This window comes from Citrobacter europaeus, assembly GCA_020099315.1.
Taxonomy (GTDB): Bacteria; Pseudomonadota; Gammaproteobacteria; order Enterobacterales; family Enterobacteriaceae; genus Citrobacter; species Citrobacter europaeus.
This window is the reverse complement of record CP083650.1, coordinates 3,312,620-3,337,110: the sequence shown is the minus strand read 5'-3', so window position 1 is coordinate 3,337,110 and position 24,491 is coordinate 3,312,620. Positions and strand designations below refer to the sequence as shown.

At 54.9% G+C, this 24,491-nt stretch carries 24 protein-coding genes; 15 read left to right on the top strand and 9 right to left on the bottom strand.

The annotated features are described in order from the left end of the window. Window positions 1-12: 12 nt before the first annotated feature. The 6 genes from nuoI to nuoN all read left to right on the top strand — a co-directional run bounded on the left by nuoI (window position 13) and on the right by nuoN (window position 6,502). On the top strand, window positions 13-555 hold the full coding sequence (gene nuoI, locus LA337_15800) for an NADH-quinone oxidoreductase subunit NuoI (protein ID UBI14643.1): 543 nt from the start codon (window positions 13-15) through the stop codon (window positions 553-555). Between the two features lie 11 nt (window positions 556-566). Continuing rightward, window positions 567-1,121: an NADH-quinone oxidoreductase subunit J gene (gene nuoJ / locus LA337_15795; GenBank protein UBI14642.1), complete on the top strand. Its 555-nt coding sequence runs from the start codon at window positions 567-569 to the stop codon at window positions 1,119-1,121. After that, window positions 1,118-1,420 carry an NADH-quinone oxidoreductase subunit NuoK gene (gene nuoK / locus LA337_15790; protein UBI14641.1) on the top strand — a complete coding sequence of 101 codons (303 nt, stop codon included), beginning with the start codon at window positions 1,118-1,120 and terminating at the stop codon, window positions 1,418-1,420. The genes nuoJ and nuoK overlap by 4 nt, the downstream gene beginning before the upstream one ends. After that, the gene (gene nuoL, locus LA337_15785) at window positions 1,417-3,258 is read left to right on the top strand and encodes an NADH-quinone oxidoreductase subunit L (GenBank protein ID UBI14640.1); all 1,842 of its coding nucleotides are present in this window, start codon (window positions 1,417-1,419) and stop codon (window positions 3,256-3,258) included. The genes nuoK and nuoL overlap by 4 nt, the downstream gene beginning before the upstream one ends. 250 nt (window positions 3,259-3,508) lie before the next feature. Continuing rightward, window positions 3,509-5,038, top strand: a complete 1,530-nt coding sequence (gene nuoM, locus LA337_15780; GenBank protein ID UBI14639.1) for an NADH-quinone oxidoreductase subunit M — start codon at window positions 3,509-3,511, stop codon at window positions 5,036-5,038. A gap of 6 nt (window positions 5,039-5,044) precedes the next feature. Further along, complete coding sequence (gene nuoN, locus LA337_15775) at window positions 5,045-6,502, top strand: NADH-quinone oxidoreductase subunit NuoN (GenBank protein UBI14638.1); 1,458 nt, start codon at window positions 5,045-5,047, stop codon at window positions 6,500-6,502. Between the two features lie 58 nt (window positions 6,503-6,560). Here the strand turns inward: nuoN and LA337_15770 are convergent, their stop codons facing one another. Together LA337_15770 and rbn are read right to left on the bottom strand one after the other, a co-directional pair. Beyond that, window positions 6,561-7,565, bottom strand: a complete 1,005-nt coding sequence (locus tag LA337_15770; protein ID UBI14637.1) for a chemotaxis protein — start codon at window positions 7,563-7,565, stop codon at window positions 6,561-6,563. A 64-nt stretch (window positions 7,566-7,629) separates the two neighbouring features. Next, the gene (rbn, locus tag LA337_15765; protein UBI14636.1) at window positions 7,630-8,547 is read right to left on the bottom strand and encodes a ribonuclease BN; all 918 of its coding nucleotides are present in this window, start codon (window positions 8,545-8,547) and stop codon (window positions 7,630-7,632) included. A 67-nt stretch (window positions 8,548-8,614) separates the two neighbouring features. Between rbn and LA337_15760 the strand changes: the two genes are divergently transcribed. The 9 genes from LA337_15760 (at window position 8,615) to pmrD (ending at window position 16,972) form a co-directional block, all read left to right on the top strand. Continuing rightward, window positions 8,615-9,076, top strand: a complete 462-nt coding sequence (locus LA337_15760) for a GNAT family N-acetyltransferase (protein UBI14635.1) — start codon at window positions 8,615-8,617, stop codon at window positions 9,074-9,076. A gap of 63 nt (window positions 9,077-9,139) precedes the next feature. Beyond that, a complete protein-coding gene (gene elaB, locus LA337_15755) occupies window positions 9,140-9,445 on the top strand; it encodes a stress response protein ElaB (protein UBI14634.1) in 306 nt (101 codons plus the stop codon). A gap of 104 nt (window positions 9,446-9,549) precedes the next feature. After that, entirely contained in the window at window positions 9,550-10,848 is a 1,299-nt protein-coding gene (gene menF / locus LA337_15750; protein UBI14633.1) for an isochorismate synthase MenF, read from the top strand. A gap of 84 nt (window positions 10,849-10,932) precedes the next feature. Then, window positions 10,933-12,603: a 2-succinyl-5-enolpyruvyl-6-hydroxy-3-cyclohexene-1-carboxylic-acid synthase gene (gene menD, locus LA337_15745; protein ID UBI14632.1), complete on the top strand. Its 1,671-nt coding sequence runs from the start codon at window positions 10,933-10,935 to the stop codon at window positions 12,601-12,603. Next, complete coding sequence (gene menH, locus LA337_15740) at window positions 12,600-13,358, top strand: 2-succinyl-6-hydroxy-2,4-cyclohexadiene-1-carboxylate synthase (GenBank protein ID UBI14631.1); 759 nt, start codon at window positions 12,600-12,602, stop codon at window positions 13,356-13,358. The genes menD and menH overlap by 4 nt, the downstream gene beginning before the upstream one ends. Before the next feature lie 14 nt (window positions 13,359-13,372). After that, window positions 13,373-14,230, top strand: a complete 858-nt coding sequence (gene menB, locus LA337_15735) for a 1,4-dihydroxy-2-naphthoyl-CoA synthase (GenBank protein UBI14630.1) — start codon at window positions 13,373-13,375, stop codon at window positions 14,228-14,230. Next, window positions 14,230-15,192 carry an o-succinylbenzoate synthase gene (menC, locus tag LA337_15730; protein ID UBI14629.1) on the top strand — a complete coding sequence of 321 codons (963 nt, stop codon included), beginning with the start codon at window positions 14,230-14,232 and terminating at the stop codon, window positions 15,190-15,192. Before menB ends, menC begins: the two co-directional genes overlap by 1 nt. After that, the gene (gene menE, locus LA337_15725; GenBank protein UBI14628.1) at window positions 15,189-16,613 is read left to right on the top strand and encodes an o-succinylbenzoate--CoA ligase; all 1,425 of its coding nucleotides are present in this window, start codon (window positions 15,189-15,191) and stop codon (window positions 16,611-16,613) included. The genes menC and menE overlap by 4 nt, the downstream gene beginning before the upstream one ends. 95 nt (window positions 16,614-16,708) lie before the next feature. Then, entirely contained in the window at window positions 16,709-16,972 is a 264-nt protein-coding gene (pmrD, locus tag LA337_15720; GenBank protein ID UBI14627.1) for a signal transduction protein PmrD, read from the top strand. A 2-nt stretch (window positions 16,973-16,974) separates the two neighbouring features. Here the strand turns inward: pmrD and LA337_15715 are convergent, their stop codons facing one another. The 7 genes from LA337_15715 to arnB are packed head-to-tail and all read right to left on the bottom strand — an operon-like array spanning window position 16,975 to window position 24,354. Continuing rightward, a complete protein-coding gene (locus LA337_15715; GenBank protein ID UBI14626.1) occupies window positions 16,975-17,364 on the bottom strand; it encodes a 4-amino-4-deoxy-L-arabinose-phospho-UDP flippase in 390 nt (129 codons plus the stop codon). After that, complete coding sequence (gene arnE / locus LA337_15710; GenBank protein UBI14625.1) at window positions 17,364-17,699, bottom strand: 4-amino-4-deoxy-L-arabinose-phosphoundecaprenol flippase subunit ArnE; 336 nt, start codon at window positions 17,697-17,699, stop codon at window positions 17,364-17,366. Before arnE ends, LA337_15715 begins: the two co-directional genes overlap by 1 nt. Next, complete coding sequence (gene arnT, locus LA337_15705) at window positions 17,696-19,354, bottom strand: lipid IV(A) 4-amino-4-deoxy-L-arabinosyltransferase (protein UBI14624.1); 1,659 nt, start codon at window positions 19,352-19,354, stop codon at window positions 17,696-17,698. Before arnT ends, arnE begins: the two co-directional genes overlap by 4 nt. Continuing rightward, the gene (locus tag LA337_15700) at window positions 19,351-20,253 is read right to left on the bottom strand and encodes a 4-deoxy-4-formamido-L-arabinose-phosphoundecaprenol deformylase (protein UBI14623.1); all 903 of its coding nucleotides are present in this window, start codon (window positions 20,251-20,253) and stop codon (window positions 19,351-19,353) included. The genes arnT and LA337_15700 overlap by 4 nt, the downstream gene beginning before the upstream one ends. Continuing rightward, a complete protein-coding gene (arnA, locus tag LA337_15695; GenBank protein ID UBI14622.1) occupies window positions 20,250-22,232 on the bottom strand; it encodes a bifunctional UDP-4-amino-4-deoxy-L-arabinose formyltransferase/UDP-glucuronic acid oxidase ArnA in 1,983 nt (660 codons plus the stop codon). The genes LA337_15700 and arnA overlap by 4 nt, the downstream gene beginning before the upstream one ends. Continuing rightward, complete coding sequence (gene arnC / locus LA337_15690) at window positions 22,229-23,212, bottom strand: undecaprenyl-phosphate 4-deoxy-4-formamido-L-arabinose transferase (GenBank protein ID UBI14621.1); 984 nt, start codon at window positions 23,210-23,212, stop codon at window positions 22,229-22,231. The genes arnA and arnC overlap by 4 nt, the downstream gene beginning before the upstream one ends. 2 nt (window positions 23,213-23,214) lie before the next feature. Continuing rightward, window positions 23,215-24,354 (bottom strand): UDP-4-amino-4-deoxy-L-arabinose aminotransferase, encoded by a 1,140-nt coding sequence (arnB, locus tag LA337_15685; protein UBI14620.1) that lies wholly within the window; start codon window positions 24,352-24,354, stop codon window positions 23,215-23,217. Window positions 24,355-24,491 lie beyond the last annotated feature (137 nt).

The following is a 24,491-nucleotide window of genomic DNA, read 5'->3' as shown; positions in this document are numbered from 1 at the left end:
GACACAAAGACCATGACCTTAAAAGAATTGTTCGTAGGTTTCGGCACCCAGGTACGCAGTATCTGGATGATCGGCCTGCATGCGTTCGCGAAACGCGAAACGCAGATGTACCCGGAAGAGCCGGTCTATCTACCGCCCCGTTTTCGTGGTCGTATCGTTCTGACCCGCGATCCGGACGGTGAAGAGCGCTGCGTTGCCTGTAACCTGTGTGCGGTAGCGTGTCCGGTAGGCTGTATCTCTTTGCAAAAAGCAGAGACCAAAGATGGCCGCTGGTATCCGGAGTTTTTCCGCATTAACTTCTCACGCTGCATTTTCTGCGGCCTGTGCGAAGAAGCCTGTCCGACAACGGCTATTCAGCTGACTCCAGATTTCGAGCTGGGTGAGTACAAGCGCCAGGACCTGGTTTACGAGAAAGAGGATCTGCTGATCTCCGGTCCGGGCAAATACCCGGAATATAACTTCTACCGGATGGCAGGTATGGCAATCGACGGCAAAGATAAGGGCGAAGCAGAGAACGAAGCCAAGCCTATCGACGTCAAGAGCCTGTTACCGTAAGGAGAGGGGCAATGGAGTTCGCTTTTTATATCTGTGGCCTGATAGCCATTCTCGCAACCTTGCGGGTGATCACCCACACCAATCCGGTACACGCGTTGCTGTATCTGATTATTTCGCTGTTGGCGATTTCCGGGGTGTTCTTCTCGTTAGGCGCTTACTTCGCCGGTGCGCTGGAAATTATCGTCTACGCGGGCGCCATCATGGTGCTGTTCGTGTTCGTGGTAATGATGCTCAACCTCGGTGGTTCTGAAATTGAACAGGAACGCCAGTGGCTGAAACCGCAGGTGTGGATTGGTCCGGCGATTCTGTCGGCCATCATGCTGGTGGTCATTGTGTACGCCATTCTGGGCGTTAACGATCAGGGCATTGACGGTACGCCAATCAGCGCGAAAGCAGTCGGTATTTCCCTGTTTGGTCCGTATGTACTGGCGGTCGAACTGGCTTCGATGCTGCTGCTGGCGGGTCTGGTTGTGGCCTTCCACGTTGGACGCGAAGAGCGTTCAGGTGAAGTGCTGAGCAACCGCGCCGATGACCGCGCGAAAAGAAAAACGGAGGAGCACGCATGATCCCCTTACAACATGGACTGATCCTCGCGGCTGTCTTATTCGTACTGGGTTTAACCGGTCTGGTTATCCGCCGCAATCTGCTGTTTATGCTGATCGGGCTGGAAATCATGATTAACGCCTCCGCGCTGGCCTTTGTGGTCGCCGGAAGCTACTGGGGCCAGACCGATGGTCAGGTGATGTATATTCTCGCCATCAGCCTTGCGGCTGCGGAAGCGAGCATTGGACTTGCGCTGTTGCTGCAACTTCATCGCCGTCGCCAGAACCTGAACATCGATTCAGTAAGTGAGATGCGTGGATGAACATGCTTGCCTTAACCATTATTCTGCCATTTATTGGCTTTGTATTACTGGCGTTCTCTCGCGGTCGTTGGTCAGAAAATCTGTCCGCTACCGTGGGCGTCGGGTCGATTGGCCTGGCGGCGCTGGTGACGGCGTTTGTTGGCGTTGACTTCTTTGCCAATGGCCAACAGGCCTACAGCCAGCCGCTGTGGACGTGGATGTCCGTTGGTGACTTCAACATCGGTTTTAACCTGGTGCTGGACGGCCTGTCGCTGACCATGCTCAGCGTGGTGACCGGCGTCGGTTTCCTGATCCACATGTTCGCCTCCTGGTATATGCGCGGTGAAGAGGGATACTCTCGTTTCTTCGCCTACACCAACCTGTTTATCGCCAGCATGGTAGTTCTGGTACTGGCGGACAACCTGCTGCTGATGTACCTCGGCTGGGAAGGCGTGGGCCTGTGCTCCTATCTGCTGATCGGTTTCTATTACACCGATCCGAAGAATGGCGCTGCGGCAATGAAAGCCTTCGTGGTAACCCGTGTCGGTGACGTGTTCCTCGCCTTCGCGCTGTTCATCCTCTACAACGAGTTGGGCACGCTGAATTTCCGCGAAATGGTCGAACTGGCGCCTGCGCACTTCGAAGCGGGTAACAACATGCTGATGTGGGCAACCCTGATGCTGCTGGGCGGTGCGGTGGGTAAATCCGCGCAGCTGCCGTTGCAGACCTGGCTTGCTGACGCGATGGCCGGCCCGACGCCTGTCTCCGCGCTGATCCACGCCGCAACGATGGTTACCGCCGGTGTCTACCTGATTGCACGTACGCACGGCCTGTTCCTGATGACCCCGGAAATTCTGCATCTGGTGGGAATTATCGGTGCTATCACGCTTGTGCTGGCGGGTTTCGCCGCGCTGGTACAGACCGACATTAAGCGCGTTCTTGCGTACTCCACCATGAGCCAGATTGGTTATATGTTCCTGGCGCTGGGTGTTCAGGCGTGGGATGCGGCGATTTTCCACCTGATGACGCACGCCTTCTTTAAAGCGCTGCTGTTCCTGGCATCCGGCTCGGTTATCCTGGCTTGCCACCACGAACAGAACATCTTCAAGATGGGCGGCCTGCGTAAGTCTATTCCGCTGGTGTATCTCTGCTTCCTGATTGGTGGCGCGGCGCTGTCGGCTCTGCCGCTGATTACCGCAGGCTTCTTCAGTAAGGATGAGATTCTGGCCGGTGCTATGGCGAACGGTCATATCAATCTGATGGTTGCAGGTCTGGTCGGTGCGTTCATGACCTCTCTGTATACCTTCCGTATGATTTTCATCGTGTTCCACGGTAAAGAACAAATTCACGCTCACGCAGGGAAGGGGATTACCCATCATCTGCCGCTGATTGTGCTGATGATCCTGTCCACCTTCGTTGGCGCGCTGATTGTGCCACCGCTGCAGGGGGTACTGCCTGCGACGACCGAGCTTGAACATGGTCGCGTCATGACGCTGGAAATTACCTCCGGTATCGTAGCGATTGCGGGCATCCTGATCGCAGCATGGCTGTGGCTGGGCAAACGCACGCTGGTGACATCGATTGCCAACAGTGCGCCAGGTCGTCTGCTGGGGACCTGGTGGTATAACGCCTGGGGCTTCGACTGGCTGTACGACAAAGTGTTCGTCAAGCCGTTCCTGGGCGTTGCCTGGTTGCTGAAACGCGATCCGCTGAACTCAATGATGAACATTCCGGCCATCCTTTCCCGCTTTGCAGGTAAAGGCCTGCTGTTAAGCGAGAACGGTTATCTGCGCTGGTATGTGGCCTCAATGAGCATCGGCGCTGTCGTTGTGCTGGCACTGTTGATGGTACTGCGTTGAGTTTGTTGGCTGGATGAACGATTGCCGGATGGCGCTTCGCTTATCCGGCCTACAAATCCAAAGAGAATTTTTAAAATTCGTTGAAAATCAGGTCCAAAAGGACAGGCGTTATCGGCGAAGTCAGAGTGGACACCGCCTGCGCACAGCAACCGGAGCGTACTGAAGTACGTAAGGGTTGCGAGCACAGCCGGGGTTCGCTATGACGAGTGAGATAGCCTGAACGGGACTTAAACAAGGAACAAAGATCACCATGTTATTACCTTGGTTGATATTAATCCCTTTCATCGGTGGCTTCCTGTGCTGGCAGACCGAACGCTTTGGCGTGAAGGTGCCGCGTTGGATAGCGCTGATTACCATGGGACTGACGCTGGCGCTAGGCCTGCAACTGTGGTTGCAGGGCGGCTATTCACTGACGCAATCCGCGGGTATTCCGCAGTGGCAGTCTGAGTTTGTCCTGCCGTGGATCCCACGTTTTGGCATCTCTATCCATTTAGCCATCGACGGCTTGTCGCTGCTAATGGTAGTCCTGACCGGTCTGCTCGGTGTTCTGGCGGTCCTTTGCTCCTGGAATGAAATCGAAAAATACCAGGGCTTCTTCCACCTGAACCTGATGTGGATCTTAGGCGGCGTAATCGGCGTATTCCTTGCCATCGACATGTTCCTGTTCTTCTTCTTCTGGGAAATGATGCTGGTGCCGATGTACTTCCTGATAGCACTTTGGGGGCATAAAGCCTCTGACGGTAAAACGCGTATCACGGCGGCAACCAAGTTCTTCATTTATACCCAGGCCAGTGGTCTGGTGATGTTGATTGCCATCCTGGCGCTGGTGTTTGTGCACTACAAAGCGACCGGCGTGTGGACCTTCAACTATGAAGAGCTGCTGAATACCCCGATGTCCCACGGCGTGGAATACCTGCTGATGCTGGGCTTCTTCATCGCCTTCGCGGTGAAAATGCCGGTGGTTCCGCTGCACGGCTGGTTGCCGGATGCGCACTCTCAGGCACCGACCGCAGGTTCCGTTGACCTGGCGGGGATTTTGCTGAAAACCGCAGCCTACGGTCTGCTGCGCTTCTCCCTGCCGCTGTTCCCGAACGCGTCGGCGGAGTTTGCGCCTATCGCAATGTGGCTTGGCGTAATCGGCATCTTCTACGGCGCGTGGATGGCCTTTAATCAGTACGACATCAAACGTCTGATTGCCTACACCTCCGTATCGCACATGGGCTTCGTACTGATTGCTATCTACACCGGCAGCCAGCTGGCTTACCAGGGTGCGGTTATTCAGATGATCGCGCACGGTCTGTCTGCAGCCGGTCTGTTCATCCTGTGTGGTCAGCTGTACGAACGTCTGCACACGCGTGATATGCGTATGATGGGCGGCCTGTGGGGCAAAATGAAATGGTTGCCTGCGCTGTCAATGTTCTTCGCAGTGTGTACGCTGGGTATGCCGGGTACAGGTAACTTCGTTGGCGAATTTATGATTCTGTTCGGCAGCTACCAGGTGGTTCCGGTCATTACCGTGATCTCGACCTTTGGTCTGGTGTTTGCCTCTGTTTACTCGCTGGCGATGCTGCATCGCGCCTACTTTGGTAAGGCGAAGAGCCAGATTGCCAGTGTTGAACTGCCAGGGATGTCGCTGCGTGAGCTGTTTATCATCCTGTTGCTGGTTGTGCTTCTGGTACTGCTTGGCTTCTATCCGCAGCCGATTCTGGATACCTCGCATTCTGCGATGAGCAACATCCAGCAGTGGTTTGTTAATTCCGTTACTACTACAAGGCCGTAAATCGCCATGACAATAACTCCACAACACCTGATTGCGCTGCTACCGCTGCTGATCGTCGGCTTGACGGTGGTGGTTGTGATGCTCTCCATTGCGTGGCGACGCAATCACTTCCTCAATGCCACGTTGTCGGTCATTGGGCTTAACGCCGCGCTGGTTTCGCTCTGGTTTGTTGGCCAGGCGGGCGCCATGGACGTCACCCCGCTGATGCGGGTTGACGGTTTCGCTATGCTCTACACCGGGCTGGTGCTGCTGGCGAGTCTTGCCACCTGTACCTTCGCTTACCCGTGGCTGGAAGGCTACGACGACAACCGGGAAGAGTTCTATCTGCTGGTGCTGATTGCCGCGCTCGGCGGTATTCTGCTGGCTAACGCTAACCATCTGGCGGCGCTGTTCCTTGGTATTGAGCTTATCTCTCTGCCGCTGTTTGGTCTGGTTGGCTATGCGTTCCGTCAGAAACGTTCGCTTGAAGCCAGTATCAAATACACCATTCTGTCTGCCGCAGCGTCTTCTTTCCTGCTGTTCGGTATGGCGCTGGTGTACGCGCAGTCTGGCAACCTGTCATTTGTCGCGCTCGGTAAGAGCCTTGGCGATGGCATGCTGCACGAACCGCTGCTGCTGGCGGGCTTCGGTCTGATGATTGTTGGCCTCGGCTTTAAACTCTCGCTGGTTCCATTCCACCTGTGGACGCCAGACGTATACCAGGGCGCTCCGGCTCCGGTTTCCACCTTCCTGGCGACGGCGAGCAAAATCGCTATCTTCGGCGTGGTGATGCGTCTGTTCCTGTACGCACCGGTAGGTGATAGCGAAGCGGTACGTATCGTGCTGGGCGTGATCGCCTTTGCTTCCATCATCTTTGGTAACCTGATGGCGCTGAGCCAGACCAACATCAAGCGTCTGCTTGGTTACTCTTCTATCTCTCACCTCGGTTACCTGCTGGTGGCGCTGATTGCCCTGCAGAGCGGCGAAATGTCGATGGAAGCGGTTGGCGTTTATCTGGCCGGTTACCTGTTCAGCAGCCTCGGCGCGTTCGGTGTGGTCAGCCTGATGTCCAGCCCGTACCGCGGCCCAGATGCAGACTCTCTGTTCTCCTACCGTGGTCTGTTCTGGCATCGTCCGATCCTCGCGGCGGTGATGACGGTGATGATGCTGTCTCTGGCGGGTATTCCGATGACGCTGGGCTTTATCGGTAAGTTCTACGTACTGGCTGTCGGTGTGCAGGCTAACCTGTGGTGGCTGGTTGCCGCTGTGGTGGTAGGTTCTGCGATTGGTTTGTACTACTACCTGCGCGTTGCCGTAAGCTTGTACCTGAGCGCACCGCAGCAGTTGAACCGCGATGCGCCGTCCAACTGGCAGTACAGCGCGGGCGGTATCGTGGTGCTGATTTCAGCTCTGCTGGTACTGGTGCTGGGTATCTACCCGCAACCGCTGATCAGCATTGTGCAGTTAGCGACTCCGCTGATGTAATCGAAATGCAGAAACGAAAAAACCCGCCAAGGCGGGTTTTTTTATACGTGCAATACGGTCAGTTCAATAGCTGCCTGCTCACCAGCGGACCGCTGATGCCTTTCGCTGTGCGATCCATCACTTCCTGGATCACCGAAGAAAGCTCATTGACTTCGAATTTGGCCACGTAGCCATCCGCTTTTACTCGGCGAACGTGATCTTCGTTGGCGCTACCGGAAAGTGAAGAGTGGATAACGACCGGGATTTTCTTCAGGCGTTCGTCGGTTTTTATCTTACGGGTAAGCGTAAAACCGTCCATCTCCGGCATTTCCAGATCGGTGAGCACCAGGGCTATTTTTTCGCTGATTGGCTTACCTTCCGCTTCAGCTTCCTCAGATAACTGCTGGATCTTCTCCCACGCATCCTGGCCCGTCACATGCATCAGGTGCGGGATCTCCATGGCGTTAAGCCCTTTTTCCAGCATCGCGCGGGCCACTTTGGAATCATCTGCCACAATCGCCACCGCACCCGGCGTAATGTTGAATTTATTGGTTTTCAGGTTCGTTGCGCGCAGGTCATGGTTAGACGGTACAATGTCGTACAGGATCTGTTCGACGTCGAGCACCAGCGCCAGGTTATTGGTCTCTTTGTTATCGTCCAGGCAGGCGATACTGGTAATATAGCGACCATTGACGGCTTTCTCAGCGGTATGCACCTGTTGCCAGTCCAGACGCATAATGTTTTCCACTGATTCCACCGCAAATGCCTGGACGCTGCGGGCATACTCCGTGATCAACAGGATGTTAAGCCCGGTCTCTGGCTTACAGCCCGCGACGGCGGGCAGGTCAATCACAGGGATCACCTGATCGCGAATGTTAACCATACCCAGCAGCGGGGCCTTCATACCTGCCGGACGCGTAAAGGTCGGCATCGGTACGATTTCACGCAGCTTGAATACGTTGATGCCAAACAGCTCTGATTTCTGCTCCTCAACAGATTTGCCAAGGCGAAACAGCAGCAGTTCAAAACGGTTAGACAGGGTTAGGTTTGTCCTGTCATCAATATCTTTCTGGAAATTGTTCATCCTGTCCTCAGTGTGAAAGCCAGCCTTTCCACTGTTATCGGCACTGAGGCGGAAAAATGGAGCATTAAACGGTGAAAATGGCGAAATCGTGAGCCAGTTCCGTGTCTGGAAATATTGCTTTGCACTCTTCGAGTAACCGCTGACAGCCTTTTTCATCGTAGCGTGAGCTCACGTGGGTCATGATCAGGCGTCCCACTCCGGCCTCAAGCGCCAGCTTTGCGGCTTGTCGGGTCGAGCTGTGCCCGCGGCTGTTGGCTTTTTCCTCCATTGAGGAGTCCAGCGTGGTTTCATGCACCATTACATCCACACCTCGTGCCAGTTGAATGGCGGACGCGCAGGGGCCTGTGTCGCCGAAAATAGCCACAGATTTTCCCCTGGTGGCCGGAGCGAGAAATTCGGCACCGTTAATCGCGCGACCATCTTCCAGTACGATGGTTTTCCCGGCTTTCAAATCCTGAAACCACGGGCCCGATTTAACGCCTGCGGCCTTTAGGGCGCTGGCGTCGAGCGCCCCTGGCTTGTCGTGCTCTTCAATACGAAAACCGTAGCACTCCAGCGGGTGCGCCAGCGGGTACGCCGTTACTTTACGCAGGCCGTCATCGACAATCTCACCTGCAGTGATTTCTACAATATCCAGCGGATAATCGGTCCACGAGCCGCTTAAGCGCAAAGCGGTTTCGGTAAACTCTCGCAACCCCTTCGGGCCGTATAGCGTCAGCGGCTGGACATTGCCGGCCATCGAACGACTGCACAGCAGCCCCGGTAAACCAAACAGGTGATCGCCGTGCAGATGACTGATAAAAATACGATCGAGTTTTCCTGGGTTAAACGGCGTGGTCAGCAACTGATGCTGCGTTCCTTCACCACAATCAAAAAGCCACAGCCCCGCCTGAGTCGGGTGTTGCAGATTCAGTAAAATTGCCGTTACATTGCGGGAGCGCGTGGGGACACCCGCAGACGTGCCTAAAAATAGTAATTCCATCTTCGCGTTACACTTTTCGCCATCAACAAGGCAGGGTGTTCAGGTTATCACAACAAAGGGGCAGACAATGATCCACTGGCAAGATCTCCACCATGCAAAGCTCAATACCCAGCAGCTGTACGCCATTCTTCAGCTTCGCTGTGCGGTGTTTGTTGTTGAACAACAGTGTCCGTATCAGGATGTGGATGGTGATGACCTGGTTGGGGAAAACCGGCACATTCTGGGCTGGCATAACGATGAGCTGGTGGCGTATGCGAGGATTCTGAAAAGCGATGACGAGCTGGAGCCGGTGGTCATTGGCCGGGTGATTGTAAGCGAAGCGCTGCGTGGTGAAAAACTGGGGCAGCAACTGATGACCCAAACGCTGGCATCCTGTACCCAGCACTGGCCGCATAAGGCGCTGTATCTGGGCGCGCAGGCCCATCTGCAATCGTTCTATGCGCGCTTTGGTTTTGTTCCGGTCACGGATATCTATGACGAAGACGGTATTCCGCACATCGGCATGGCGCGAGAAGCGCATCAGGCATAAACAGGCGCAAACACGCCTGATTGTCTATAGTTAGCGGGTACGTCAATAGAAAGGGAGAATAAAATGTCTTTTCATTCTTATGAATCACGCATCGATGATGATCTGGAATTGTTGAGTGAAACGCTGGAGGAGGTGCTGCGTTCTTCCGGCGATCCAGCCGATCAAAAATACCTTGAGTTAAAAGCGCGGGCAGAGCGGGCGTTAGAAGAGGTGAGAAATCGCGTCAGCCACGCCTCTGACAGCTACTATTACCGCGCGAAAAAAGCCGTTTGCCGGGCCGATGACTATGTGCATGAAAAACCCTGGCGCGGAATTGGCGTTGGTGCCACGGTCGGTTTAGTGATGGGATTATTGTTAGCACGGCGATAAATTCCATTCCGTCAGCGCATTTGTACGTACTCCCTAACTGGGGGTACTGCTTTTTCTGCTCAGTACCCCGTATAATGTGAGGTTTTTAACAGGGAGAGGTCCGCGTGCATTCAATCACTACTGCGCTGGAAAGTCTGATGCGTCATTTGTCGCAAGAGATACCGGCAGCACCTGGAATTCGTATTTACGATATACCTTTCCCACTGAATGATGCGTTTGATGCTTTAGGATGGCTGGCCAGTCAACCCGTCTGGCCCCAGTTTTACTGGCAGCAGCGTAACGGCGACGAAGAAGCCGCCGTTCTGGGCGCTGTCGCCGCATTTTCCTCGCTGGAATCAGCTCAGCACTTTTTACGCCAGCATGATAATCATCCCGACCTGCGTATCTGGGGCCTGAATGCCTTTGAGCCCCAGCGCGGTAATTTGTTATTGCCACGGCTGGAATGGCGACGTTGCGCCGGGGCGGCGAGCTTACGCTTACATCTCTATAGCGACGTGTCGCTGCGTGAAGACGCCACGCAGGCGATGGCGTTAATTTCATCGCTCGCCAACGTAAAGCCGCTACCCGCATTGCGCCTGCATTTGACGGGAGAACAGAACTGGCCGGATAAAGCAGGCTGGACAGATCTGATAAAACTCGCCACGCAAACAATCAATGCGGAAGCGCTTGAGAAGGTGGTGCTGGCGCGGGCGACCGACTTACAGTTTTCTCAGTCGGTTAATGCCGCGGCCGTGATGGCCTCCAGCCGTCGCTTGAACCTGAACTGCTACCATTTCTTTATGGCATTCTCTGCAGAGTGCGCGTTTCTTGGCTCTTCCCCTGAACGTCTGTATCGACGGCGTGACACGGCGCTGCGCACCGAGGCGCTGGCCGGAACCGTTGCCAATCACCCTGAGGATCATCGGGCATGGCAGTTGGGTGAATGGCTAATGAAAGATGATAAAAACCAGCGCGAGAATATGCTGGTGGTCGAAGATATTTGCCAGCGTTTGCAGGGCTGTACGCAAACGCTTGACGTGCTGCCGCCGCAAGTGCTCAGACTGCGTAAAGTGCAGCACCTGCGTCGCTGTATCTGGACGGAACTGAATCAGGCCGACGATACGCTTTGCCTGATGCAGCTTCAGCCTACGGCGGCAGTCGCAGGCATTCCGCGTGAGCTGGCGCGTGAATTTATCCAACATAATGAACCCTTTGAACGCGAGTGGTATGCCGGTTCTGCGGGTTACCTTTCTCTGCGCCAAAGCGAGTTTTGCGTGTCATTACGTTCGGCGAAAATTAGCGCAAACGTGGTGCGCCTGTATGCCGGGGCAGGGATCGTTCGCGGTTCAGATCCTGAGCAGGAATGGCAAGAAATAGACAATAAAGCGGCAGGACTGCGCACTTTATTACAGATGGAAGGGTAATGAGTTGTATATTACCGACTCATATCAAAAATCCATTTATTCGATTCTTTATACTGTGTCGCAATATTGATACCGGACAATCTCATGTCAGTAAGCGCATTTAACCGACGCTGGGCGGCGGTCATTCTGGAAGCACTCACTCGCCACGGCGTCAGGCATGTCTGCATTGCCCCTGGCTCTCGTTCTACACCGTTGACGCTGGCGGCAGCGGAAAACCCGGCTTTTATCCACCATACTCATTTTGATGAGCGCGGTCTTGGGCATCTGGCTTTAGGTCTGGCAAAAGTCAGCCGGCAGCCTGTCGCCGTGATTGTGACGTCCGGTACGGCGGTGGCGAATTTGTATCCCGCGTTGATCGAAGCGGGCCTGACCGGTGAAAAACTGATTTTACTTACCGCTGACCGACCGCCTGAACTTATCGACTGCGGCGCTAACCAGGCGATTCGTCAGGCCGGAATGTTTGCCTCGCATCCATCGCAAACGCTCTCCTTACCGCGCCCGACCCAGGACATCCCGGCGAGCTGGCTGGTGTCCACCATTGATAACGCCTTAGCTGCGCTGCATAGCGGGGCGGTTCATATTAATTGTCCGTTTGCGGAACCGCTGTATGGCGATATGGACGAAACGGGGATTGCCTGGCAGCAGCGCCTTGGCGACTGGTGGCAGGACGATAAACCCTGGCTGCGTGAAGCGCGTCGGCTGGAAAGCGACAAACAACGTGACTGGTTTTTCTGGCGACAAAAACGCGGCGTCGTGATTGCAGGTCGCATGAGTGCCGAAGAGGGCAAGAAGGTTGCGCAATGGGCGCAGATGCTAGGCTGGCCGTTGATTGGCGATGTTCTGTCGCAAACCGGACAGCCGTTGCCGTGCGCCGACCTGTGGCTCGGGAATGCGAAAGCGGTAACTGAATTACAGCAGGCGCAGATTGTGGTGCAGCTTGGCAGTAGCCTGACTGGAAAACGACTCCTGCAATGGCAGGCCAGCTGTGATCCGCAGGAATACTGGATTGTCGATAATCTCGAAGGCCGCCTCGATCCGGCTCATCATCGTGGGCGCAGGTTGGTAGCAAAGGTTGGCGACTGGCTGGAGCTGCATCCGGCGGAGAAACGTCAGCCCTGGTGCGTAGAAATCCCACGCCTGGCGCAGCTGGCCTGGCAGGCGGTAGAAGCCCGCCGCGACGCGTTTGGTGAAGCGCAATTAGCCCACCGTATCCGCGAATACCTGCCGGAGCAGGGACAACTGTTCGTGGGCAACAGCCTGGTGGTGCGTCTGATTGATGCGCTGTCACAGCTTCCGGCGGGTTTCCCGGTCTATAGCAACCGCGGCGCGAGCGGTATCGACGGTCTGTTGTCAACGGCTGCAGGCGTACAGCGCGCCAGCGCAAAATCGACGCTGGCTATCGTCGGCGATTTATCTGCGTTGTATGACCTCAATGCCCTGGCGTTATTGCGCCAGGTATCCGCGCCGTTTGTCCTGATAGTGGTCAACAATAACGGCGGGCAGATCTTCTCCCTGCTGCCGACGCCGGCAAGCGAACGTGAACGGTTCTACCTGATGCCGCAGAACGTGCATTTTGAGCATGCTGCCGCCATGTTTGACCTTAAATACCAGCGTCCGGAAAACTGGGAGCAACTGGAGAGCGCGTTGAATAACGCCTGGCGTACTCCGGCGGCAACGGTGATTGAGCTGGTGGTAAATGAAACTGACGGGGCGCAAACCCTGCAGCAACTGCTGGCGCAGGTAAGCCATCTATGATCCTGCACGCGCAGGCAAACGAGGGCCAGCCAGGATTTCCCTGGCTGGTTTTCCTGCACGGTTTTTCCGGCGATTATCGCGAATGGCAGACGGTTGGCGAAGCGTTTCAGAATTATTCGCGGCTGTACATCGACCTGCCAGGACACGGCGGGTCCGCTGACATTAGCGTGAGCGGATTCGATGACGTAAACGCTTTGCTGCATAATACTCTGCTTAGTTACAACATACTTAACTACTGGCTGGTAGGATACTCTCTTGGCGGCAGAGTCGCGATGATGGCAGCCTGTCAGGAGATGCCGGGACTGTGTGGTCTGGTGGTTGAAGGTGGACATCCTGGCTTGCAAAGCGAGGAGGCGCGTGTGCAGCGTTGTCTCTCGGACGGTCGCTGGGCCGCGCGTTTTCGCGCTGAGCCGCTGCGCGAGGTGTTTAATGACTGGTACCAACAACCAGTTTTTTCCTCGCTGAATGCGGCGCAAAGAGAGGCGCTGGTCGCTCTGCGTAGCCAGAATAATGGGCATACGCTGGCGGCAATGCTTGAGGCAACCTCGCTTGCCGTACAACCTGATTTACGTGCGCAACTCCATACGCGCACATTTCCGTTTTATTATTTATGTGGTGAACGTGACGATAAATTCCGCGCTTTAGCGGCGGAAATATCAGTACCAAACCATGTGATTCGTAATGCCGGACACAACGCGCATCGGGATAATCCCGCTGGCGTGGTGGACTGTCTGGCTCAGATTCTGCGTCGCTGACTATAGGACATTTTATGATCTATCCTGATGAAACAATGCTTTACGCACCGGTAGAATGGCACGATTGCTCTGAAGGCTACACCGATATTCTTTATGAGAAATCCACCGACGGTATCGCAAAAATCACCATTAATCGTCCGCAGGTACGCAATGCCTTCCGTCCGGTTACCGTGAAAGAGATGATCCAGGCGCTGGCGGACGCCCGCTATGATGACAACATCGGCGTGATTATTCTGACTGGTGCGGGCGACAAAGCGTTTTGCGCAGGTGGCGATCAGAAAGTGCGTGGCGACTACGGCGGATACCAGGATGATTCCGGTGTGCATCACCTGAACGTACTGGACTTCCAGCGTCAGATTCGTACCTGTCCGAAACCGGTAGTGGCGATGGTTGCCGGTTTTTCCATCGGCGGCGGGCATGTGCTGCATATGATGTGCGACCTGACCATTGCGGCTGAAAACGCCATCTTTGGTCAGACCGGTCCGAAAGTCGGTTCTTTCGACGGCGGTTGGGGCGCTTCCTACATGGCGCGCATCGTCGGTCAGAAAAAAGCGCGTGAAATCTGGTTCCTGTGCCGTCAGTACGATGCAAAACAAGCGCTGGATATGGGCCTGGTCAACACCGTGGTTCCACTGGCGGATCTGGAAAAAGAGACCGTACGCTGGTGTCGCGAAATGCTGCAAAACAGCCCAATGGCGCTGCGCTGCCTGAAAGCCGCGCTGAACGCTGACTGCGATGGTCAGGCTGGTCTGCAGGAGCTGGCGGGTAACGCCACTATGCTGTTCTACATGACGGAAGAAGGTCAGGAAGGTCGTAACGCCTTTAACCAGAAACGTCAGCCTGATTTCAGCAAATTCAAACGGAATCCGTAATGCGTAGCGCGCAGGTATACCGCTGGCAGATCCCCATGGACGCGGGGGTGATTCTGCGCGACAGGCGGTTAAAAACGCGTGACGGGCTGTACGTTTGTCTTCGTGACGGCGAGCGCGAAGGGTGGGGAGAGATCTCCCCACTGCCGGGCTTTAGTCAGGAAAGCTGGGAAGAGGCGCAAACCGAACTGCTGGTCTGGGTCAAAGGCTGGCTGCAAGGCGATGCCTCTTTACCGCAACTGCCTTCGGTCGCCTTTGGCGCAAGCTGTGCGTTGGCCGAACTGGCCGGCGCATTGCCACAGGACGCAGATTACCGTGCTGCACCGCTGTGTACGGGCGATCCTGACGATCTGGTACTGCAACTGGCGGATATGCCAGGTGAAAAAGTGGCGAAGATCAAGGTCGGACTGTATGAAGCGGTTCGCGACGGTATGGTAGCCAACCTGCTGCTTGAGGCTATCCCAGAGCTGCATTTGCGTCTTGACGCCAACCGAGCCTGGACGCCGTTGAAAGCCCAGCAGTTTGCAAAATACGTTAATCCGGAGTATCGCGGCCGCATCGCTTTCCTCGAAGAACCGTGCAAAACCCGCGATGACTCCCGTGCGTTTGCGCGTGAAACTGGTATTGCCATCGCCTGGGATGAAAGTCTGCGTGAAGCGGATTTCACCTTCGAAGCCGAAGAGGGCGTCAAGGCTGTGGTTATCAAACCTACGCTGACGGGCAGTCTCGATAAAGTACGCGAACAGGTGGCAGCGGCGCATGCGCTTGGTCTCACCGCTGTTATTAGCTCGTCGATCGAGTCGAGCCTGGGCTTAACTCAGCTGGCGCGAATTGCCGCCTGGCTGACGCCGCAGACCATTCCAGGTCTGGATACCCTGAGTCTGATGCAGTGCCAGCAGGTACGCACCTGGCCGGGTAGCGCGTTGCCGTGTATTGACGTTGAAGCGCTGGAACGTCTGCTATGACCCAGCAGGACATGCCCGATAGCGTGAGCTTATCGGGCCTGATACAACCGGGTGACTGGCCGTGGCGCCACTGGCGACAAGTGCGTGCGAAGGCGCCAGCCCTGCGCCTCAACGATGAGGTATTAAACTGGAGCGAGCTCTGCACGCGCGTTGACCATCTGGCCTGCGGTTTTGCCGCTCAGGGCGTGGAAGAAGGCGATGGTGTCCTGCTTCGTGCCTGGAACCATCCGCGGGCTTTGCTGGCCTGGCTGGCATTGCTGCAATGTGGGGCGCGGGTTTTACCTGTGAATCCACAGTTGCCCCAGCCGCTGCTAGATGCGCTGGTCCCGGACTTAACGCTGCGTTTTGCGCTCGATCTGGAAGCCGCTAACGCACTTTCAGGGCTCAGTCCGTTGCAGATGCAGGTAGTGCCAGGCACGCATGCCGCCGCGTGGTTACCCGAACGTTTGAGCACGATGACGTTAACCTCTGGTTCTACCGGATTGCCGAAGGCGGCGGTGCATACCTGTCAGGCGCATCTGGCGAGCGCGCAGGGCGTGCTGTCGTTAATGCCGTTTGGCGCTGAAGATGACTGGCTACTCTCACTGCCGCTGTTTCATGTTTCCGGTCAGGGCATATTGTGGCGCTGGTTGTTTGCCGGGGCGCGAATGACCGTGCGCGACAAGCAGCCGCTTGAGCACATGTTGGCTGGGTGCACCCACGCTTCGCTGGTGCCTACGCAGTTGTGGCGCTTGCTGGTCAACAACAGGCCGGTCACGCTCAAAGCGGTACTGCTGGGCGGTGCGGCAATTCCTGTTGAATTAACGGAACAGGCGCGCGAGCAGGGGATTCGCTGCTGGTGCGGTTACGGTTTGACGGAGTTTGCTTCTACGGTCTGCGCGAAAGAGGCGGATGGTCAGGCGGATGTGGGTTCCCCGCTGGTAGGCAGAGAAGTCAGAATCGTTAATGATGAAGTCTGGCTGCGTGCCGCCAGCATGGCGCAAGGTTACTGGCGTAACGGTAAGCTTATTCCTTTAGTGAACGCGGAAGGCTGGTTTGCGACCCGCGATCGCGGCGTGTTGAAGGACGGCAAGTTGACCATTGTCGGTCGTATGGACAATCTGTTCTTTAGCGGCGGGGAAGGCATTCAGCCGGAAGAGGTGGAACGCGTAATTGCAGCGCATCCGCATGTTCTGCAAGCCTTTATTGTGCCGATAGAAGACAAAGAGTTTGGTCATCGCCCGGTGGCGGTCATTGAGTATGACGCCAACGCTGGAGAAACCAATCTGGCAGAGTGGGTTAAAGATAAGCTAGCTCGCTTTCAACAACCGGTGTGTTGGTTGACGTTGCCTCCCGAACTCAAAGCTGGAGGGATTAAAATCTCTCGCCGCGCGCTGTCGGATTGGGTAACTGCTTCATTGTTAACATTAAGAAAACAGTAATTACATTTCTCACTTTCGCCGTTGCGTAGCCATTGTCCTTTTGTTTATCTGCTAATGTGTAACCTTGTGTGAAATTCATTAGCAAAAGGTGCGCTATGGAATGGCATGTGAAGAAGACTTGCTGTCACAAAAAAGCAAGGAGGCTCTATGTTGTGCTTTGTGATAGCGGCGGTTCGTTAAAGATGCTTGCCGAGGCGCAATCTTCTGAGCGGGTTAAGCCCGGAGATCTCCTTTCTCCCTTAAAAGACGCGCAGTATTGTATTAATCGCGATTTATCCCGGATGATTAAGATAATTGATGCCAGACAGTATATTTGCGACGAATGGGAACGCGTGTTACGACTGTCCGAAGATAAATAGTCTCAGGGCTGCTGGCGCTGATGTGAAGGCAGAAAAATCGTCATTAGCCCCGCCATGATGCACAGCACTCCGGCAAGTGCCTTCAATGAAAATGTTCCCTGCCAGCCGGGCAGAATCATGGATGCAACCCACACCAGCACATAGCTCAGGCTGAGCAGAGCATAAGCTTTGCTCAGTGCGAGCTGGTGCAGGGCTTTATGCCAACAAATAACCGACAGTAAATAGCCGGCCAGCCCGGCATACAGAGCAAACGCCCCGATGCTAAGAGAAAATACGGCTGTGATGAATTCCTGCGGCCGCAGCATTGGCGGCAGATTATCCATCGCGAAGCCGAGACTCAACTGGGCGGCGGAGGTGATAATAACGCTACATAATCCCCAAAATATGCCCATTACACCGCACTCCCAAGAATAAAGATGCCGGTGATGATGAGCCCAACCCCCAGCCAGTGGCGCGTGGTGACGGGTTCACGCCAGATTTTCCATGCGGCCAGCGTCACCCAGACAAAGTTAAGACTCAGCATGGGGTAGGCGATGCCGACAGGAATGTTCTGCAGTACCGCGAGCCAGAGCAGCATGGCCAGACCGAGACTTGCCAGAGCAAGCCCAATCCATTGCGAAATATGACGTTTTCGCGCTCGTGCGGACACCGGTCGGGTCGCCTGCTTCTGGCATAACTGGCCGCAGACGCTGAGTATGCTGGCGAGAACTAAGGCTATCCAGATCATTTGGGTCGATACTGAATCAGGACCAGACGCCCCTGATTATCAATGTAATCAGCGGGAGGGATGGCAAGTTGATTAATATCTTCATCCTTATCAATCGAGAGCACGAGCGTAATGTTTCCTTGCTGACGATGTTGCGCTAACCAGTCGGCAAAGTCTTCCCGACTGACAAAACGCCCCTGGGCATCCGGGTAGTTAAGGCCATATTTTAACTCGCCCGTTTGTCCGTACATCATGATGTCGTCACGCTTCAGGCTCCAGGCCAGCCCCGCGGCGACGCCAACGCTATCGGTGAGAATATAACGGCTCGAGTCCAGCGACTCTTTGGTCATCTCGACAAAAAACTGTGGCTGTTTAGATTCCATCACCCGGTCAGGAATGGAAAAGCCAAACAGCAGTGCCAGTCCCAATGGGCACAGCGCTGCGAATGGCCAGTTCTTCTCGCGGTTATTTAGCGTATACCAGCCGAACAGCGTCCAGACGATAAAAATACCCCACGCACAAAACACCTTATACGTTTCTATATGCGACCAGACCGGCGTCTTTAACGGGCCCAGCGTGGAAACAATAAACGTGGCGACAATCCCGGTCACACCGAACAGAACGTTGATCCAGCCATTGACGCGCAGCGCGGCTGAGCCTTTTTCCGCGGCCTGTAGGCCGAAACGCGCCATCAATATCGCCAGCGGCGCGAAGCAGGAAAGAATATAGGTTGGCAATTTTCCTTTCGCGATGCTGAAAAAAAGGATTGGCATGATAATCCAGCTTAGCAGGTACAGTGTGCTGCGCGGAACATCTCGCTCACGCCAGCCCGTACGCAGTGCGCCGGGAAGCAGCCCGAGCCACGGTAATGCGCCCGCTACAAATATCGGGATGTAGTACCAGACTGGAGCCTTGTGTTGAGCATCATCCTGCGCGAAGCGTTGAATGTGTTCGACCCAGAAGAAATAATGCCAGAAATCCGGCTCACGCCGGGCAATCGCTATTCCCCACGGCAGCACAATCACGACGCAGCCGACGACCGCCAGCAGACCGTAGAGTATGAGATCTTTCCAGCGCTTTTGTGCGAAAACCCACGGCAGTACGCTGAGCACCGGAACGGCAAGCGCCAGGAAACCCTTGGTCATTACGCCCATGCCGCAGGTTAACCCTAACAGCAAAAAGGCAGTCATTTTGCGCGTTCTGGTGGTGGCCTGCATCCCCTGCCAAAAACAACACATGCCCGCCATCAGCCAGAGCGCGATGATAGGATCAAGTACCGCGTAGGTGCCGATGCTGTATACCAAAAAAAACGTTAAAAAGATAACTGATGAGAGTACGGCGGTACGCTTATCCTGCCATAACCGCATGGCAAGCCAGGCTACCAGTAGCGCCGTCAGCAAGGTGGCAAAAATGGCCCCCGCTCTGACGCCAAAATTATTGGCGCCAAACAACCATTGCCCGATGCTGTTTAACCAGTATCCGGCAATCGGTTTTTCAAAATAACGCAGCCCTAAAAAGTGAGGAACGATCCAGTCGCCAGAGGTCAGCATTTCCCGGCTGATTTCGGCATAGCGCGTCTCATCTGGCTGCCAGAGCAGGCGACTGTTGATGGGAAGAATAAAATACAGCGCAATAAAAGCGATGAACGCCAGAGTGTAGCGGGCAGCAGATTTCATTGTGTCACACTCACCGGTTGTTGGCAGCCGAGCCACCCCTCTCTGCCGGGAATTTTGCCGCGCACGATCTGTCCTGTTGGCAGCGTATTAATATCGTCTGGTAACAGGTCACCGAGCGGGCAAAATGTGATCCCCATGTCTGCGGCACGAGTAAGCAACTCGTCAAAATCCTGATGAAAGGCGATGCCTTCAACTTCCGCATGAATGGTGTACACCGGTGTTCCTCTGCTCATCTGGATGTGGGAGAGAATATAAGAGTTGAAGTCCACCGCCTGGACCTCCTGACCAACCACTTCATCCCATGTTGGTAATGTGACGGGAATTTGCGGTGTACCTGTTTTCCCGGACGCCAGCACAGGACGGAATAACGATGTTCCCCGACAGTCGCTGTTATAGCGCAAATGGAACGTTTCTTTGGCATGGATGACGCGGTTGTCGGCACGCCATCCGGCAACCGCAGAACAGGTGACAGGCTGTCCGATGATGGCTTCAAGGGCGGATATGCCTCGTGAAATATCATCAATTAACTGTTTATCATTCCAGTTTCCGCTTCGCGCCTGCCAGGCATGGTGATCCCAGGCATGCAAACCGGTTTCATGAAGCAGGGCGGTTTGTGCAATGATCGCCGCATTAGCCTGGCCGATTTCTTTACCCGGCCATGCGGTTCCCGCCAGCAAAATATCCCATCCGTAGAGTGATGCCGCGTTTGAGCGCAGCATCTTCCACAGAAATTGTGGCTTCACAAGACGCCAGAGATGGCGCCCCATGTTGTCAGGTCCAACGCTAAAGAAAAAACTTGCCCGGACGCGATGTCGGTTCAATGTCTCCAGCAGGCGGGGCACGCCTTCGCGCGTCCCCCTGAACGTATCGACATCAATGCGCAAGCCGACTTTGGTCATGATGTGTGTTCCGTGATATCCACGCTGCGTAAGAAGAAGTCCAGCGTATCTTCTACCGTTTCCTGCATCTCAATGCCAGGTTCCCAGTTCAGGCAGCGTTTTGCGTTGCGAATATTGGGCTTACGATGCTCAACGTCCTGATAACCTTTACCATAGTAGGTACTGCTTTCGACGTCGCGGAAACCGGCAAACGGCGGGAAGTGGTTACGCAATGGATGTTTTTCAAAGCAGGAAAGCAGCATTTCTGCCAGTTCCTGAATACTCGCTTCGTTCTCCGGGTTACCGATGTTGATAATCTCGCCGTCGCAGCGTCCGCCTTCGTTTTCAATGATGCGGTACAGGGCTTCGATACCATCGCGAATGTCGGTAAAGCAGCGTTTCTGCTTGCCGCCTTCAATCAGCTTGATCGGTGACCCTTCCACCAGATTGAGGATCAACTGGGTGATGGCGCGTGAGCTGCCGATACGCGCGGCGTTAAGGCTGTCCAGACGCGGCCCCATCCAGTTAAACGGGCGGAACAGGGTGAAGCGTAATCCCTCTTTTTCGCCGTACGCCCAGATAACGCGATCCAGCAACTGCTTAGAAACAGAGTAGATCCAGCGCGGTTTATTCACCGGGCCGACGATCAGATTCGAGCTGTCCTCATCGAAGACGTTATCGGTACACATGCCGTAGACTTCGGAGGTTGACGGGAAAATAATGCGCTTATGGTATTTCACGCAGTAGCGAATGATTTTCAGGTTCTCTTCGAAATCGAGCTCAAACACGCGCAGCGGGTTGCGGGTATATTCGATTGGCGTTGCGATCGCCACCAGCGGCAGCACGACGTCGCATTTTTTCACATGATACTCAATCCATTCGGAGTGAATGCTGATGTCACCTTCGACGAAATGGAATCGCGGATGTTGCAGAAAACGCCCAATGGCGTCGCTACCAATATCGAGTCCATATACTTCATAATTATCTTCTTGCAGCAGGCGCTCGGTCAGATGGTTACCAATGAAGCCGTTAACGCCGAGGATTAGCACACGAGTACGACGTTTGCTGGCGGTAACTGACTGGCTGTTCAGACGAGAACCTGGTACCAGGCCCAGAACCTGCGCCAGTTGTGACCCCTGCATTGCAATACCATCGCCAGCTTGTCCGGTAATAATCTCCAGTGCGCCATCAGCACAGGCGATCAGCAAAGGGGATACGGAGACGACGGTGCCCGGTTGGGCCGCAAAATCGTTTGTGCAAACCCGAGATGTCCAGACGGTGAACTTTTGCGTGCCGACGTAGCTAAATGCGCCCGGCCACGGATCGCTGACGGCGCGAACCTGGTTATGCAGCTCTGCGGCTGGCTTGTTCCAGTCGAGGAGGCTATCTTCCGGCGTACGGCGACCAAAGCAGGTGGCTTCTGCTTCCTGTTGGGGGCGTTCTGCATAATCTCCCGTTTTAATCGCAGGCAGCGTTTGTTCCAGCAACTGACGCGCAGCCTGGCACAATTTATGGTGCAGCGTTAACGCCACGTCTTCCGGCGAAATAGCAACGCGCTGCTGGGCAACTATGGCACCCGCATCCGCGCGTTTGACCATGCGGTGAAGCGTGACGCCGGTTTCGGTTTCGCCATTAACCAATACCCAGTTCAGAGGCGCGCGACCACGGTATTTCGGCAGCAGCGAACCGTGCAGATTAAATGCCCCCTTAGGCGCAAGACTGAGGATCTCATCACTCAGTAAATGACGATAGTAGAATGAGAAGATGACATCTGGCGCCAGTTGGCTAATGCGCTCAATCCACAGGGGATGATTGACCTCGTCCGGGGCGTAAACCGGAATACCAGCGCTGGCCGCCAGGCGGGAAACAGATCCAAAAAACGCTTTTTCACCCGGGTTGTCGGTGTGTGTAAAAATTGCAGCGATTTCATAACCTGCATCTAACAAAGCCTGGACACCCTGACATCCCATATCGTGATAGGCAAATACGACGGTTTTCATGCGCGGTTTTCCTCGTTTGACTGTGTGGTTTGTGGGCGAATAACGTGTTGAACAAAATAGCGGGGGCGGGCGCGGACATCGTTATAGATGCGACCGATATATTCGCCGAGTAAACCCATGCCAATAAACTGTGCGCCGATAAAGGTAAACAGGACGGCAAACAGCATGAATACCCCTTCCGCGGCCCACTGTGGGCCGAGCGTCAGGCGCAGAACAACAAGCACAACGGATAAGGTAAAGCCGGTGGCGGCAATCACGCTGCCCAACAGGCTCAACATACGAAGCGGCGTGGTGGTCAGACAGGTCACCAGGTCATACATCAGGTTGATCAGACGCATGAAGCTGTATTTAGAGTCACCAAATTCACGCTCTGCATGATGTACCGGGATTTCGGTGGCGCGACGGGCAAAAATATTGGCCAGAATCGGGATAAAGGTGCTGCGCTCCTGGCAATGCAGCATGGCATCGACGATGTGACGGCGATAGGCGCGTAGCATGCAACCATAGTCGCCCATCGCTTTACCGGTGGTGCGCTGAATAAGATGGTTGATCATGCGCGAGGCGGTCTTACGAAATACGCTGTCCTGGCGGTTCTGACGTACCGTACCCACCACATCGAAGCCTTCATCTGCGGTGGCAACCAGTCGGGGGATCTCCTCCGGCGGGTTTTGCAAATCGGCATCCAGCGTGATGATCAAGTCGCCGGTGACATGACTGAAACCGGCCATAATCGCCGAGTGTTGCCCGTAATTTCGATTCAGTAAAATAGAGACAATATGGCTGTTCGGTGCCTGAGACGCGTCCATCATCAACTGCGCGGAGTTGTCGCTGCTGCCGTCATCGATTAGCAGAATCTCATAGTCTTTGCCCAATTTTTCGCAGGCGGCACTGGTACGTCTGATTAGCTCTGGCAGGCTTTCCTGTTCATTAAAAACGGGAATGACCACCGAGACTTTTTTGATCGGTGCTGCTTCAAACATGGTTATTGTCCTGCAATCTCGCGAAGTGCCGTAATCACCCGCTGGGTGTCCGCTTCGGTCATGTCGGGGAATAGCGGCAGCGAGCAGATGCGCGCGCTGTTCCATTCAGTATTTGGGAGCGAAAGGGTAGTGAAGCGTTCGCGGTAATATTTTTGCGTATGGGCCGCACGAAAATGCAGACCAGTACCGATATTTTTGGCCTTTAGCGCCTCCATCAGGGCATCTCTGCTCAGGCCACAGCACGCTTCGTCAACGCGAATGATGTACAGATGCCAGGCGTGAACGTGCGACCACTGGGGCAGGCCCAGCGGTTGAAACGGGGTATCGGCCAGCGCCTGTTGATATTTCTGGGCAATTTGCGCCCGGCGTGAATTCAGTTGTCCCAGCTTATTCAGCTGTACCAGCGCGATGGCGGCATTGATATCTGTGAGGTTGTATTTGTATCCTGGCGCAAGTACTTCGGCCTGCGGCGCCCGGCCATAGGTTTGTCGATCAAATGCATCGACGCCCAGACCGTGAAACTTCAGGCTGCGAAGACGCTGGGCAAGCTGACTGTCGTCGGTGACGATTAGCCCACCTTCTGCACAGGTGATATTTTTGATGGCGTGAAACGAGAAGATTGCCGTGCCGCGCGCGCCGACATGGCGACCCTTATATAACGTCCCTACGGCGTGAGCCGCATCTTCTATAACCGGAATGCAGTAGCGCTCGCCAATGGCATAAATTGCGTCAAGGTCGGCGGGGGCGCCTGCGTAATGTACCGGAATAATGGCTTTGGTACGCGGGGTGATAGCGGCTTCAATTTGCTCCGGCGTGACCATCAGCGTATCGCGGTCGACGTCGATCATGACCGGCGCCGCACCCAGCAAAACAATCATGTTGAGGGTCGAAACCCATGTCATTGACGGCGTAATGACCTCATCGCCTGCGCCTATGCCCAGCGCCATCAACGTGATGTGCATCCCTGCCGTAGCGGAGCAGACGGCGACGGCGTGCTGATTTCCGGTGAGCTGACAGAATGCTTCTTCCAGTTGTTGGTTTTTCGGGCCGGTGGTTATCCATCCAGAGTCCAGAACCGTCTTCACAGCGGCAAGTTCTTCTGCGCCCATGGTCGGGCGAGAGAAAGGCAAAAAGTCAGACATCATTATTCCTTCAAGCCATTTAACGCCACCGAAGTTTTATTTTTCGTGATAAACAGGGGGCGTTAATTATTTAATCAGGCTTCAAAGGTTAATGACTGAAGGTTAATTTATCCTTAAGAGTTTAAGGTTTGAAATTC